12 protein-coding genes are annotated in these 13,610 nt (G+C 72.1%); 4 read left to right on the top strand and 8 right to left on the bottom strand.

Translation table 11 applies throughout. The annotated features are described in order from the left end of the window. Positions 1 to 38 precede the first annotated feature (38 nt). The gene (gene purH, locus HDA30_RS00345) at positions 39 to 1,727 is read right to left on the bottom strand and encodes a bifunctional phosphoribosylaminoimidazolecarboxamide formyltransferase/IMP cyclohydrolase (protein ID WP_343059241.1); all 1,689 of its coding nucleotides are present in this window, start codon (positions 1,725 to 1,727) and stop codon (positions 39 to 41) included. 198 nt (positions 1,728 to 1,925) lie between these two features. Here purH and HDA30_RS00340 point away from each other — a divergent pair, with 198 nt between their 5' ends. After that, positions 1,926 to 3,281: an MFS transporter gene (locus HDA30_RS00340; protein WP_425488377.1), complete on the top strand. Its 1,356-nt coding sequence runs from the start codon at positions 1,926 to 1,928 to the stop codon at positions 3,279 to 3,281. Between the two features lie 10 nt (positions 3,282 to 3,291). On the opposite strand, the gene purN is transcribed toward HDA30_RS00340, so the two are convergent. Further along, entirely contained in the window at positions 3,292 to 3,864 is a 573-nt protein-coding gene (gene purN, locus HDA30_RS00335) for a phosphoribosylglycinamide formyltransferase (protein ID WP_184240746.1), read from the bottom strand. A gap of 435 nt (positions 3,865 to 4,299) precedes the next feature. Continuing rightward, positions 4,300 to 5,751: a cell division protein PerM gene (locus tag HDA30_RS00330; RefSeq protein WP_184240745.1), complete on the bottom strand. Its 1,452-nt coding sequence runs from the start codon at positions 5,749 to 5,751 to the stop codon at positions 4,300 to 4,302. A 191-nt stretch (positions 5,752 to 5,942) separates the two neighbouring features. On the opposite strand from HDA30_RS00330, the gene HDA30_RS00325 reads away from it, so the two are divergent. After that, positions 5,943 to 7,175: a glycosyltransferase family 4 protein gene (locus HDA30_RS00325; RefSeq protein WP_184240744.1), complete on the top strand. Its 1,233-nt coding sequence runs from the start codon at positions 5,943 to 5,945 to the stop codon at positions 7,173 to 7,175. Positions 7,176 to 7,366: 191 nt separating this feature from the next. Then, positions 7,367 to 8,707, top strand: a complete 1,341-nt coding sequence (gene gdhA, locus HDA30_RS00320; protein ID WP_158495409.1) for an NADP-specific glutamate dehydrogenase — start codon at positions 7,367 to 7,369, stop codon at positions 8,705 to 8,707. Between the two features lie 156 nt (positions 8,708 to 8,863). Here gdhA and HDA30_RS00315 read toward each other — a convergent pair whose 3' ends face one another. From HDA30_RS00315 to HDA30_RS00295, 5 genes are all read right to left on the bottom strand, one after another. Further along, on the bottom strand, positions 8,864 to 9,637 hold the full coding sequence (locus HDA30_RS00315) for a hypothetical protein (RefSeq protein WP_184240743.1): 774 nt from the start codon (positions 9,635 to 9,637) through the stop codon (positions 8,864 to 8,866). Positions 9,638 to 9,743: 106 nt separating this feature from the next. Then, entirely contained in the window at positions 9,744 to 10,388 is a 645-nt protein-coding gene (locus tag HDA30_RS00310; RefSeq protein WP_184240742.1) for a hypothetical protein, read from the bottom strand. A 67-nt stretch (positions 10,389 to 10,455) separates the two neighbouring features. Beyond that, on the bottom strand, positions 10,456 to 10,866 hold the full coding sequence (locus HDA30_RS00305) for a hypothetical protein (protein WP_184240741.1): 411 nt from the start codon (positions 10,864 to 10,866) through the stop codon (positions 10,456 to 10,458). A gap of 74 nt (positions 10,867 to 10,940) precedes the next feature. Beyond that, the gene (locus HDA30_RS00300; RefSeq protein WP_184240740.1) at positions 10,941 to 11,456 is read right to left on the bottom strand and encodes an acyl-CoA thioesterase; all 516 of its coding nucleotides are present in this window, start codon (positions 11,454 to 11,456) and stop codon (positions 10,941 to 10,943) included. Next, positions 11,453 to 12,769, bottom strand: coding sequence for an App1 family protein phosphatidate phosphatase (locus HDA30_RS00295; protein WP_184240739.1), 1,317 nt, complete (start codon positions 12,767 to 12,769; stop codon positions 11,453 to 11,455). Before HDA30_RS00295 ends, HDA30_RS00300 begins: the two co-directional genes overlap by 4 nt. 263 nt (positions 12,770 to 13,032) lie before the next feature. On the opposite strand from HDA30_RS00295, the gene HDA30_RS10400 reads away from it, so the two are divergent. Next, complete coding sequence (locus HDA30_RS10400) at positions 13,033 to 13,599, top strand: hypothetical protein (protein ID WP_246418664.1); 567 nt, start codon at positions 13,033 to 13,035, stop codon at positions 13,597 to 13,599. Positions 13,600 to 13,610 lie beyond the last annotated feature (11 nt).

Here is a 13,610-nt window from a genome sequence, read left to right as displayed (position 1 = left end):
CGGCCGGCGCCGCATGACGCCGTGGCTCCGCGCGGCGGTCAGCCGTGGAAGAAGTGGCGGGCCCCGGTGAGGTACATCGTGATGCCCGCGGCCTTCGCGACCTCGACGACCTCCTCGTCGCGCACGGACCCGCCCGGCTGGACGACGGCCTTCACCCCGGCGTCGATCAGGATCTGCAGGCCGTCGGCGAAGGGGAAGAACGCGTCCGAGGCGGCCACCGCGCCGCGGGCCCGCTCGGGGGCGCCGTCGCCGGAGACGTTCTCGGCGCCGCCGGCACTGGAGACGTCCTGCCCGCCGGTCTGCGCCGCCCCGAGGGTGTTCGCGCGCTCGACGGCCAGGCGGCACGAGTCGAGGCGGTTGACCTGGCCCATGCCCACCCCGACGGTCGCGCCGTCGGCAGCCAGCAGCACCGCGTTGGACTTCGCCGCGCGCACGGCCCGCCAGGCGAAGGCGAGGTCGGCCATCGTCGCGTCGTCCGCCGGCTCACCCGCGGCAAGGGTCCAGGTGCCCGGGTCGTCGCCCTCAGCGTCCACCGCGTCGGCGATCTGCAGGAGCATGCCGCCGGAGACCTGCTTGGCCTCGACCGCCTCGCGCTCAACGCCCTCCGGCAGGCTCAGCAGGCGCAGGTTCTTCTTGGCCGAGAGGATCTCGAGCGCGTCCTCGTCGAAACCGGGGGCCGCGACGACCTCGGTGAAGATCGGCTTGATCTGCTCGGCCAGGGCCGCGGTCACCGGGCGGTTGGCCGCGATGACCCCGCCGAACGCCGAGACCGGATCACACGCGTGGGCCTTGGCATGGGCGCGCTCAATGCCCTCGCCGGTGCCCGCGACCGCGACGCCGCACGGATTGGCGTGCTTGACGATCGCAACGGCCGGCTCGGCGTGGTCGTAGGCGGCGCGCACGGCGGCGTCGGCGTCGACGTAGTTGTTGTAGCTCATCGGCTTGCCGTGCAGCAGCTCGGCCTGGGCGATGCCCGGCGCGGCCGCGGGGTCCGCGTAGAGCGCCGCCGGCTGGTGCGGATTCTCGCCATAGCGCAGGATCTCAGCCCGCTCGAGGGAGAAGCCGGCATAGGGCGGGAAGACCGGCACGTCCTCGTCGTCGGTCTCCGCGGCGAAGTGCGCCGCCGTCCACGCGGCGACGGCGTTGTCATAGGCCGCGGTGTGCGCGAACGCCAGGGCCGCCAGGCGACGGCGCGCCCGCAGATCGAACCCGCCGGACTGCGCGGCCTGAACGACCTCGTCATACCGCGCCGGGTCCACGACGATCGAGACCGAAGCATGGTTCTTCGCGGCCGCGCGCACCATCGAGGGGCCGCCGATGTCGATCTGCTCGACGACCGCGTCCTCCTCGGCACCGGAGCGCACGGTCTCCACAAACGGGTAGAGGTTGACGACGACCAGGTCGAAGGGCTCGATCTCGAGGTCGGAGAGCTGAGCGAGGTGGTCCTCGCGGCGGCGATCGGCCAGGATCCCGGCGTGCACGCGCGGGTGCAGCGTCTTCACCCGGCCGTCGAGGCACTCCTGGAACCCGGTGACCTCGGAGACCTCGGTGACGGGCACACCCGCCTCGGCGATGCGCTTCGCGGTGGATCCGGTCGAGACGATCTGCACACCGGCGGCGTGCAGGCCCGTCGCGAGCTCGTCCAGCCCGGTCTTGTCGTAGACGGAGATCAGAGCGCGCTTGAGCGGCACCGTGTCCAGGACGGTGTTCTTCGGATCGGTGCTCACGAGGTTCCAGGCTCCTTCGGGGACGGGTGCGTCGGCTGCCGCCAAGTCTAGAGCCGCCGCACCGCCGACGCCGACGGAACGGACCAGCCCGCGCCCCGCATAATGAACCTGACCCGCGACGAAGGAGACGCCCATGACACAGCCAGCCTCTGCCGTGCCGCCTGCGACTGCGGGGCCCTTCCGACAGGCGAGCAGATCGTGCAGGAACTGCCCTGGCGCTGGTCCGTGCAGGGCCGGATCTTCCTGATCGGCGGCCTGGGCTTCATATTCGACGCATGGGACGTCGCCCTGAACGGCGTGATGATCCCGCTGCTGACCGCCGAATGGGGCTTGAGCCGAACCGAGGCGGCGTGGATCGGCACCGCGAATCTGATCGGCATGGGCCTGGGCGCGTTCGTGTGGGGCACCGTCGCCGACCGGATCGGCCGCCGCACCGCCTTCACCGCCACGCTGGCGATGTTCTCCGTGTTCACGGTCGCCGGCGCGCTGACGGACTCGCTCGCGTGGTTCGTGGCCTTCCGGTTCCTGGCCGGCGTCGGCCTCGGCGGCACCGTGCCCGTCGACTACGCCCTCGTCGGCGAGTTCACCCCGCGGCGGCTGCGCGGGCGCGTGCTCACGGCGATGGACGGCTGGTGGCCCGTCGGCGCCGCGGCCTGCGGTGCGGTCTCCGCGTGGCTCGTGGCCACGTGGGGCGACTGGCGACTGCCCCTGCTGGCCATGGTGCTGCCGGCGCTGCTCGTGTTCGTCGTGCGCCTGGGCGTGCCCGAGTCCCCGATGTTCCTGCTCAGCCGAGGCCGCGAGGCACGGGCCCGCGAGGTGATCGACCGACTCGTCGCCGCGACCGGCGCCCCGGTGCGCCCGTACTCGGTGCAGAGCGCTCCGTCCCGGCGCCGGCGCCTCCGGCAGCCGCACGCCGACGCCGCGACGGTCGGCGGGGCACTGCGGGCGGCCTGCGGCCAGCTGCGCTCCGTGTGGCTGTCTCGACCGCGGGTCACCGCCATCGCATGGGCGCTGTTCTGCACGATCATGCTGACCTACTACCTGGCACTGCAGTGGCTGCCGGCCTTCCTGGTCGAGGCCGGCTACGAGCAGTCCACGGCGTTCGTCATGACCTCGGGCATGGCCGCCGTGGGCCTGGGCGGCGTCGTGCTCGCGGCGCTGCTGGTCGAGCGCACGGGCCGACGCTGGCTGCTGGCCGTGAGCGCGACAGCGGCCGCGGTCGTGCTCATGGCGCTCGCCGCGGTCATCGGCGTCCCGACGGTCGCGTTGCCGCTGGTGCTCGCGTTCGGCTTCGTGGTGCAGGTCGCCGTCCCGGTGCTCTACACGTATGTCACCGAGCTCTATCCGACGCCGCTGCGCGCCTCCGGATTCGGGTGGGCCTCGGCGGCCTCACGAGTGGCGGCCGGCGTCGGACCGCTGGTCTTCGTCGGGGTGCTCCAGCCGGCTCTGGGGCTGGCGGGCTCCTTCGCCGTGACGGGCGCGCTCGTGGTCATCGCGGTCGCGGCGATGCTGCGGTGTGCGCCGGAGACCCGCGGCGCGCGTCTCGAGGGCTGAGCGAGCGCGCTCAGGACCGGTGCGCGGCGGCCGTCTCGCCGAGCACACGCACCAGCAGGGCCCGTTCCTGCACCTTAATCCGCTCGTGCAGCTCGGCCTCGGTGTCGCCGTCGAGCACGGGCACGGCGGCCTGCGCCAGGATCGGCCCGGTGTCGACGCCGGCGTCCACCAGGTGCACGGTGCAGCCGGTGATCTTCACGCCGTGGGCCAGTGCGTCCCGCACCCCGTGTGCGCCCGGGAACGAGGGCAGCAGCGCAGGATGGGTGTTGATGATCCGCTCGGCGAAGCGCTCGACGAACCTCTCCCCCAGGATCCGCATGAATCCGGAGCACACGACGTAGTCCGGCGCGTAGGAGGCGACGGTCTCGGCGAGCGCGTCGTTCCACGCGGCGCGGTCGTCGTGATCGGCCGGGGCGACGACGAAGGTCTCGATCCCCGCCGCTCGTGCCCGCTCGAGACCCCCGGCGCCCGGCACGTCGGAGCCGACGGCGGCGATCTCGACGGGCAGGTGTCCACCGGCGACGGCGTCGATCACAGCCTGCAGATTGGTTCCGGACCCGGAGACGAGGGCAACGATGCGCATGCGAACATCGTAGGCTGAAGGGCGTGTCCGCCCCGATTCCTCCGCAGCGCCAGCCGTCCGCCCCGAAGCCGCCGTCGCACCCCGACTCTCGGCGTCAGGAGGCGAACCGGGCGCTGCTCGTGCAGGCCGGCCTGCTCGGCGTCACGATGCTCGCGTTCTCCCTGCCGCTGCCGTTCACGCTGCTGGCGGCCGTCGCGGGCCTGACGGCGGTGGGAGTCGGAATCCGCTCGTGGCTGCGGCTGCGCCCGGTGCGCCCGCCGCACGGGCCGGCACCGCAGGCGCGCTCCGACGCTCAGACCGCCGGGTCCCGCGGCGACCACAGCACGGCAGCCCCATCGCCGGCGTCCGGTTCTGCCGATGCGGCGGCCGTGGCGTTCACGCGGGCGATGATCGGGCTGGGCGTGGTCGTCGCGGCCGCTGCCACCGTGCTCTCGCTCAGTCCGCTGCTGGCCTGGGACGCGTCGATCCAGTTCCAGCAGTGCCTCGACTCGGCCCTGACGGAGCGCTCCCGCGCGTCGTGCCAGAACGGCTTCGAGTCCCACGTGCAGCGGCTCGTCCCCGCGCCGTGAGCTCCGCGGATCGGTCGTCGGTCGAGCGGTCGCCGACGGAGCGTTCAGTTCCCAGCGTGTAGGCGCCGAGCGCCGCGAAGTAGCCGAGCATGCCCCCCGCGGCGATCCACCCGGCCACGGCCGCGCACACCCACCAGACGTTGACGCCGATGGTGTCCATCGCGCCGACGCCCATCGAACCGGAGGTCAGGGCGAGGGGCACGAGCAGCAGCAGTCCGGTCACGGCGCCGAGCAGCACCGCGAGCACGAGGGTCGACAGGGTCAGGGACGCCCACCGTGGCCGGATCTTCGCGGCCACCCAGTCGTCGAGGTGGTTCTCGCCCTCGCGCAGCAGCCAGAACCCGGCGACCACGCCGGCGAGCACGGGCAGGGCGACCAGTACCGGATACCACGCCTGCCACGGATGCGGCAGGGCCGCGAGTACGGGAACGGCCGGCACCGGGGCGGCTGTCGTGCCGAACGCGGAGTACAGGCTCTGCGCGCCGACCGCGAACCCCGGTCCCGCGGTGAAGCCCATCGCCCAGCCGATCATGGCCGGCAGGTAACCGATCTGCAGCAGCGTCAGCATCAGGCCGCCGGCCGGTCCCGCGTCGACCACCTGATACACGTGCACGACCTCCGCCCAGCGCAGCCCGAGCATCACGGCCACGAGCACCGCGTGCAACGCCACCAGAGTCAGCAGGGCGACACCGCAGGCCCGCATGATCGACCACGCGTAGGACCCGGCCCACCGTTCGTACTGCGAGCGCCGGGCGATGCGCTCGGTGACGTCGACGCCGATCAGGTGCGCCCACGTGCCGGCCTCACGTCGCGCCCCCGCGACGGCGGCGAGGGCGAACAGGAGCATCGGAAACACCACAGCGGCCGGCGCCGCCACCGTCCCGAAGGATGCGCCGGGCAGCAGGGCGAGCGAGAGACCCGCCAGGCCGTAGGCGCCCATCCCCCCGACCAGCGCCTGCCACGCCTGGTCGCGATACGAGGCGCGCGCGAGCCGACGCCCGGAGCGCCAGCAGAACCACGCGGGCAACAGGGTCAGCGCCCACGGCACCATCCACACCAGGGCAGCGGCCTCGGCGTCCTCGGGAAGGCCGGCGGTGACGTGCAGGGGCACGCCGTGCAGCTGCAGCCAGATCAGACCGCCGGAACGCACGACGTCCTCGACCCGGTCCTGGGTGATGCCGCCGGTGATCCACACGACCAGCGTCGGCACGACGACGATCGTCAGGCTCAGCAGCGCCGACACGAGGGCCTCGATCGCCCCCTGCACCCAGAGCGGCAGGGGCAAGGGCTTCAACAGGCGGTGGCTGCGGGAACTCATCCCCCCTATGGTGCCACCGCGCATGCGCGCGCCCCGACCAGCCCCGCCCCTCCACGGCCGCCGAGGTCCGCGACGTCGGCCGGAACGGACCCGAATCCATCGGAGCGCGTCACAGAGAGTTCACTGTCGGGCCATGACGGGGCCACATGCCGCTGGTCGCCCCGTGGCCGGACGTCCCTACCGTGGGGAGCGTGCGAGTTGCTCTGGTTGCTGAATCGTTCCTGCCCCACATGAACGGGGTCACCAATTCGGTCCTGCACGTGCTGCGGCACCTGCGGGCGCAGGGGCACGAGGCGATCGTGATCGCCCCGGCCTCCTCGTGGATCGCCGGCTGGACCCAGCGGGCCGATGAGGGCACCGCGCCCCGCGAGGTCGAGGGGTTCCCGGTCCACCGCCTGCCCTCGGTCCCCATGTCCGGGTACAGCTCGGTGCGTGTCGCGGCCGGCTCCGTCGCCCGCGTTCGCGGCATCCTGGAGGGCTTCCGGCCGGACGTCGTGCACATCGCCTCGCCGTTCGTGCTGGGCTGGCGCGCGGTGCAGGCCGCTGAGGAACTGTCCATTCCCTCGGTCGCCGTCTACCAGACCGAGGTGCCGCGCTACGCGGCGAAGTACGGGCTGCCCTGGCTGGAGGACGTGCTGTGGAACCACGTTGTCCGCCTGCACAACACGGCCACGCTCACCGTGGCCCCGTCGACGTTCACCATCGCGCAGCTGCACGGCCTGGGCGTGCGCCGCGTGCACCGCTGGGCACGCGGGGTCGACTCGCAGCGCTTCCACCGGGACAAGCGCGACGAGGCGCTGCGCGCCCGCCTGGCCCCGAACGGCGAGCGTCTGATCGGCTTCGTCGGCCGTCTGGCCCATGAGAAGCAGGTCGAGGACCTCGCCGTGCTGGCCGACCTGCCGGACACGCGTCTGGTGATCATCGGCTCCGGCCCGCTGAAGGACTCGCTGGCCCAGCGCCTGCCCGGCGCCCACTTCGCGGGCTTCCAGGGCGGCGAGGATCTCGCCCGCCACGTCGCGAGCCTGGACCTGTTCGTGCACCCCGGTGAGTCCGACACGTTCGGCCAGACGATCCAGGAGGCCATGGCCTCGGGTGTGCCGGTCGTGGCCGTCGGCCGCGGCGGTCCCCTGGACCTGGTGGACCCCTCACGCACCGGATGGATCTACGAACCGGGCAATCTGGACCAGATGCGCGAGCAGGTCGCGGACCTGGCCTACGACGACGCCAAGCGGGCAGCGTTCTCGCGGGCCGCCTGGGACACCGTGCAGGGACGCACCTGGCCGGTGCTGTGCGAGCAGCTCATCGGCTACTACGAGAAGGCGATCCGTGTGCAGCAGCGCCGCAGCGGAGAGTTCGCCCTGCGGTTCCTGCGCAACTCGTCCACGTGGAACGGCACCCTCGAGAACTGGCTGCCGCTGCGCTGAGCACCCGGCGAACCGGCCGGCACGCTGGCGGTCGGCGTCCGTGCCCGGCAGCCAGAACGTCAAGCGTCACACGTCACAGCCATCACATGACATGATGACGCAACCCCATCAAGGACGCTGGGCCGATCGGTCGCGCACCGCTTCTGCCGCCGGTGACGCGGCGCCGAACCACCCGTGAAGGAGTTCCGCCCATGCACGCCGAACTGTCCGCCCTGCGAGACGAGGTCTTCGCCCGCAACCCCGGCGAGTCCGAGTTCCACCAGTCCGTCTCCGAGGTCTTCGAGGCGCTCGACCCCGTCGTCGACCGCCACCCCCAGTACGTCGAGGCGGGAATCCTGCACCGGCTGTGCGAGCCCGAACGCCAGATCATCTTCCGGGTGCCGTGGGCCGATGACCAGGGCGTCGTCCACGTGAACCGCGGCTTCCGCGTTGAGTTCAACTCCGCGCTCGGCCCCTACAAGGGCGGCATCCGCTTCCACCCGTCGGTGTACCTGGGCATCGTGAAGTTCCTCGGATTCGAGCAGATCTTCAAGAACTCTCTGACCGGCATGCCGATCGGCGGCGGCAAGGGCGGTTCGGACTTCAATCCGGCCGGTCGCTCCGACGGGGAGATCATGCGCTTCTGTCAGTCGTTCATGACGGAGCTGCACCGGCACATCGGCGAACACACCGACGTGCCGGCCGGCGACATCGGAGTGGGCGGCCGAGAGATCGGCTACATGTTCGGCCAGTACAAACGCCTGACGAACCGGTTCGAGGCAGGCGTGCTCACGGGCAAGGGCCTGACGTGGGGCGGATCCCTGGTCCGCACCGAGGCGACGGGCTACGGCGCGGTGATGTTCGCGGACTCGATGCTGCGCACCCGTGGCGAGTCGATGGACGGACAGCGCGTGCTGGTCTCCGGCTCGGGCAACGTGGCCCTGCACGCGGCGGAGAAGGCGGCGGCGCTCGGGGCCACGGTCGTCACCGCGTCGGACTCGAAGGGATACATCGTCGACGAGAAGGGCCTGGACCTCGAGCTGCTCAAGCAGATCAAGGAGGTCGAGCGCGGCCGCATCTCGGAGTACGCCGAGCGCCGCGGCGGGCATGTGCGGTACGTCGAGGGCGGCTCGGTGTGGGACGTCCCCGGCACCGTGGCCATCCCCTCGGCCACACAGAACGAGCTGGACGACGACGCCGCGAAGACCCTGCTGAACAACGGCGTCAAGGCCGTCTCGGAGGGCGCGAACATGCCCAGCACCGAGGCCGCGACGCACCTGTTCGTCGAGTCCGGGATCCTCTTCGGGCCCGGCAAGGCGGCCAACGCCGGCGGCGTGGCGACGTCCGCGCTCGAGATGCAGCAGAACGCCTCGCGGGACTCCTGGAACTTCGACTACACCCACGAGCGGCTCGAGCAGATCATGCGGGACATTCACGACCGCTGCGTCGAGACCGCCGAAGAGTACGGCACCCCCGGCAACTACGTCGCCGGGGCGAACATCGCCGGGTTCATCAAGGTGGCCGACGCGATGCTCGCGCAGGGCCTCGTCTGACGGCACCGGACGCGCCGCGAGCCGGCCTGGCGCCGGGTCTGACGCGGGCCGGCGAAGCCGACCGCGCGCGACGGCCCCGCACCGATCTGATCGGTGCGGGGCCGTCGTCGTGCGGGCCGGGCCGGCGCCGCCGGATGGTCCGCCGCCGGCGGCCGGTCAGCGGTGCTGGCGGGCCAGGGCGCGGCGCTCGGCGCGGGAGACGTGGTTGCGGCGGGCGAACATGACGATGCCGTGGGCGATCGTCAGCAGGCCGGTCAGCACCGTCGCGATCACGCCGGCGATCATGACGATCTCCGGCATGTTGCCGGTGTCCGCCTGCGCGCCGAGCTGATCGCCGAACAGACGGGCGCCCACAGTGGTGAGCAGGGCGAGGACGCCGAGCACGAGCAGCAGGATGGTCGCCTTGCTCTTGCGGACCATGAACGCGATGAGCATCAGCACAAGGCCGAGCACCGGCAGCAGCATGCGGCCCATCGAGCCCATCAGGCCCTGCAGGCCGTCGCCGGTGGCGGTGTCGGCGTCGGAGAACGAAACAAGCTCGGTCAGCAGCAGGGCGCCGCCGAGGACGAGCAGCAGGCCCGCGAGGATCGCCTTGCCCCGGCCGGGCTCTCGCACCGCGTCCCGGTCATGGCGGTCATGGCGGCGACGGTCCAGGTCATGGTCGCGGTCATCATGACGGCGCTCGCGACGATCGCGGTCGTCGACGGCCCGGCCGGTGTCCGCGGCGTACGGGCGGTCGTGGTCGTGGTCGTGGTCGTCGCGACGGTCGAGGTCGCGGTCGTCATGACGGCGCTCGCGGTCGTCGTGGAGGTCGGCGCCCCGCTCGTGGCCGCGATGGTCGTCGACGTGGCGGCGCCCCGCGTCGTCTCGCGGGTCCAGGCGGTCGAGATGGTCGGGGTTCTGGCCGTCCTGCGGGTGCGTGGAGCTCATTCCTGGGTCTCGTCTCGTCGGGTACACGGTGGTCTCACCCCTCCGCGCACGAGGCGGCGGGACTGGTCGCACACTGTACAGACGCCCCCGAGACGGGGCGAACCCCTCAGCGGCGGGCCTGGCCGTCCGCCGCGGTCCGGGCGGCGGGCGACTCGAGCACGTGACCGCGGCGGAACAGCATGACGATGCCGTAGACCAGCACGACGAGGGCGACGAGGTCGAGCACGGCGGTCGCGGTGACGGAGACGACCATGAGGTACGACGCAGCCTCCGGGGCCACGCCCACCGCCGAGATGGCGATCACGAGGCTGATGAGTCTCAGAGCTGCGAGCACGGCGACGGTGACGAACAGGACGCGGGTGACGCGACTGCGCCGCAGCCGCGAGGACACGAAAATCAGGATGACGCCGGCGGCCACGATCATCACATCGGCGATCAGCTGACCGGCCGCGTAACTCGGCGACACCAGAGCCGTCGTCAGTCTCTCCGGGGCACTCGAGATGGCGTGCGCACCAGAGAAGATCAGCAGCAGGGGGCCGAGCATCAAGCACAGGCCCGCGCCGATGCTGCGCCCTCGCGAGGCCCTCGACGGATCGACCGGGCCCGACGCCTGAGGGTGATCCTGCGAGCGGTCCTGGGGGTGGCGTCCCTCGGGGGACGGCTGCGAGTGAGTCTGGTAGGGCGCCTGCGTGTAGCGCTGCGGCTGCTCGCCGGACGGGTGCGGCGGACGGTCGGACAGCGTGGTGGACATGTGCTTCCCCCTCAGGAGTCATGTGGTCGTTGGCGTCCCGTGGCCGCAGACCGCCTGGGTCGTGATCCTAGCTGCGGCGCGAGAAGAGCCGGAACCCCTGCCCGATGCCCGCGAGCCCGACGACCGTGAGCGCGACGGAGGCGAACAGCGAGCTGATCAGCAGGCCCTCGTCCTGCAGGAATCGCTGCCCGGTCAGACCGCCGACGAGGAACACCGCGTGCAGCACGACCGCGAGCACGAGCAGCACCAGGCTGGACCTCCGGGGCCGGGCCGCGACGGACAGCAGCGCGAAGGCGTGACCGGCGCCGGGGACGATCGTCTTGAGCCAGCGGTCGCCCTGCACCGACTCGAGGCTGACGGTGGCCGCCTGCTGGGAGGCGATCGTGTCGAAGGCCAGGGCACTGCACCAGCACACGCCGGCCATGATCATCAGCAGGCCGGCGACGGCCCGCAGGAACGGGTTCGAAGTGCGGGGCATGGCGCACATCATAGTGGGCCTGCGCGGCGGCCATCCTGCGTGGTGTGATGCCGGAGCGTGCCGCCCGCCTGGAGTCAGCCGGTCAGCGCCGCGCGTTGCTCGGGCGTCACGCGCACGGGTCGACCCGTCGTGCCGTCGACGAACACCATCACGGAGGTCGCGGTGACGCACAGGGTGTCGTCGACCCCATCATGCAGCGCGTAGCCGACGTGCACGGAGGCGGCCTTGACCGCCTCGACCGAGACGACGACCCGCATCGGCACCGGCCGGTACGGGATCTGGCGCCGGTACTTCACGGTGTGCTCGGAGATGAACGTGCGCACGCCCTCGGCCACGCCCTCGAGCAGGTCGATGGGCGGGATGGGGCCGCCGCCGGCCCCCGTGCCGGACGGAACACCGAACGCGGCGACGCGAGCCTCCTCGAGCAGCTGGACGACCGCGATGTTGTTCACGTGGCCGTAGGCGTCCATGTCCGCCCAGCGCAACGGGACCGCGACCTCGACCGAACGAGGCGTCGACGTGTCGGCGCGGCGGCGTGCAGCCGCGTCGAGGCGCGGGGGAACGGAGTCGGGACGGTCTGCGGCGCTCATTCCTCACGGCTCTCGATCTCCGCGCGCCAACCGGCGGGACGGACGTCCACGAACTCGGTCTCGAGGATCCCGAGGTCTTCGAGCTGGCCGGCGAGCGCCGCGCCGTCGGGCCCGTAGCACCACGGAATCTCCGGCGTCGTGTACCGGGTCTGCTGGGCGCGGCCACCGGCGAGCAGGGCCTCGGACGGGGTGAGCTGACGGATGACCACGGCTCGCACCTGGTCGGGGTGGCGGCGGGCGAAGTCCGCGTAGATCTCGGGGTCGTGCTGGCCGTCGTCACCGACGAGGATCCATTTGACGTGCGGGAACTCGGTGGCCAGGCGCTCAAGCTGCCGCACCTTGTGCTCCTGACCGGAGCGGAACCAGCGGTCCTCCGTCGGGCCCCAGCTGGTGAGCAGCAACGGGCCGAGCGGGTACAGGTTCCGGCCGAGGAAACGGGTGAGGGTCTGGGCGACGTTCCACGCGCCGGTCGAGAGGTACAGCACCGGGGACTTCGGATGCTCGGACGCGATGCGGCGCAGCAGCACCGACATGCCCGGGGTGGGCGTGCGGGCGTGCTCGTCGAGCACGAATGAGTTCCACGCCGCGAGCAGCGGGCGCGGCAGCGCCGTGACCACGACCGTGTCGTCGATGTCGGAGACGAGCCCGATGTTCGCGTCCGGGTCGCAGACGTAGACGTCCGCGGTCACGTCCTCGTCGTCGTCGATCGACAGGGTGACCTCCTGCCAGCCGGGAGCGAACTCCCCCTCGACGACGGCGTCGATCACGCCCATGCGGTCGGTGCGCACCGTGGTCGTGCGGCCGCCGGCGATGACCTGCACGTCGGTGTGCGCCAGGGGCGCAGAGATGAAGTTGCGCCACCCGCGCACGCCGTCGAGGACGACCTTGTTCATGCGGTGGCCGTTCAGGAAGTCCTCGTCCGGGGCGAGCACGACGCGCGAGAGCACGCGCACCCACGACGTGGTGCCGTAGCCGGTGAACGCGATGACGGTGGGCACGTTGCCGCGCTTAAACGCCTGCTGCTGGTGGAACCGGTTCCACCGGTTCTGCAGGCGCGTGGCCAGGTGCTCGGGGGCGGTGGGCTCGCCGCCGACGGGCGAGGACGTGACCGCGAGCTTCTGCCGCAGGCGGCGCAGGCGGCTCGGCGGCGGGCTCTCGTCGTGGTGAGCGTCCCGGTTGCGCTCGTCGCTGTGGTGCTCGTCGCGCGAGCGGGCGCCTGAGGCGCGGGCGTCCGGCGTGGCGGCGTCGTCCGGGGCGCCGCCCGGCTGCTCGGCTCGGGCGGACGGGGTCTGCGGCGTGGAAGCATCGGCCATGCGGGCCAGTATTCCGCACCCCCGTGCCGATCGGGCAATGTGCGGGCGGCGGTGGCGGGCCCGAGGGAGCGACGCGGGCCCGACGACGCCTCGCCTGGAAAATGCCGCACGTTTGCAACATTGCCGACGTGCTCCGCTGCGGCGATGTTGCAAACGTGCGGCATTTCTTGTCCACTCCCCCACAGCAGACCGCTCCACGCCGTCCGTCCCCAGACCGACGCCACTCGACGGCGACGGTACCTGCCACGGCCGATGCTGAGGACATGCCCGCATCGTCTGACCGCGCCGTCACCGCCGCCGATCCCACCGTCCTGACACCGCCTCCGGCCACATCATCCACGCCTGCCCCGCGGCCATCGCCCTCGCCAGTCGCCGGGCTCACGACGCACGACGTCGCGACCGCCGAGATCGCTCATCGGCTCGTGCCGGGACGCGGGCCACTGCTGCGTGCGGCGGACCCGACGGACCACCGCACCGGTCGTCTGCTCGAACGAGCGTGGCGGTCCGGTCGGCTCGTGCGGCTCGCCCGGCGGACCTACGTGTCGGCGCAGCTGTGGTGCTCAGTGCCCGCGTGGGACCGACACAGCATCGCCGCGGCGGCATTCTCGCTCGCGCGGCCCAGTCCCGTGGTCTTCACCGGGCTGACGGGTGCGCACCTGCGCGGGCTGCCCGTCGCCGTGCTGCCGCCGACGCTCCAGTGGCGCGCGACGACCCGTGGGCACCGCGGACGGCAGCCGCTCACGGCCCAGGCGGTCTGCGCCGGCCTCGACCACGCCGTGGAAGTCCCGTCTGTGCCCGATCAGCAGGCCAGGTGGGGCTGCCCACGCTGACCGGCGGGACG

The sequence above is a fragment of the Micrococcus cohnii genome, from assembly GCF_014205175.1.
GTDB lineage: Bacteria > Actinomycetota > Actinomycetes > Actinomycetales > Micrococcaceae > Micrococcus > Micrococcus cohnii.
This window is presented reverse-complemented; position numbering and strand designations above follow the sequence as displayed.

What these genes read in the sequence shown, in the direction of transcription:
- HDA30_RS10400 (WP_246418664.1), top strand. Translation starts at nt 13,033, where the DNA reads ATGCCCGCATCGTCTGACCGCGCCGTCACCGCCGCCGATCCCACCGTC.
- HDA30_RS00305 (WP_184240741.1), bottom strand. Translation starts at nt 10,866, where the DNA reads ATGCCCCGCACTTCGAACCCGTTCCTGCGGGCCGTCGCCGGCCTGCTG.
- purN (WP_184240746.1), bottom strand. Translation starts at nt 3,864, where the DNA reads ATGCGCATCGTTGCCCTCGTCTCCGGGTCCGGAACCAATCTGCAGGCT.
- HDA30_RS00315 (WP_184240743.1), bottom strand. Translation starts at nt 9,637, where the DNA reads ATGAGCTCCACGCACCCGCAGGACGGCCAGAACCCCGACCATCTCGAC.
- HDA30_RS00310 (WP_184240742.1), bottom strand. Translation starts at nt 10,388, where the DNA reads ATGTCCACCACGCTGTCCGACCGTCCGCCGCACCCGTCCGGCGAGCAG.
- gdhA (WP_158495409.1), top strand. Translation starts at nt 7,367, where the DNA reads ATGCACGCCGAACTGTCCGCCCTGCGAGACGAGGTCTTCGCCCGCAAC.
- HDA30_RS00300 (WP_184240740.1), bottom strand. Translation starts at nt 11,456, where the DNA reads ATGAGCGCCGCAGACCGTCCCGACTCCGTTCCCCCGCGCCTCGACGCG.
- HDA30_RS00330 (WP_184240745.1), bottom strand. Translation starts at nt 5,751, where the DNA reads ATGAGTTCCCGCAGCCACCGCCTGTTGAAGCCCTTGCCCCTGCCGCTC.
- HDA30_RS00295 (WP_184240739.1), bottom strand. Translation starts at nt 12,769, where the DNA reads ATGGCCGATGCTTCCACGCCGCAGACCCCGTCCGCCCGAGCCGAGCAG.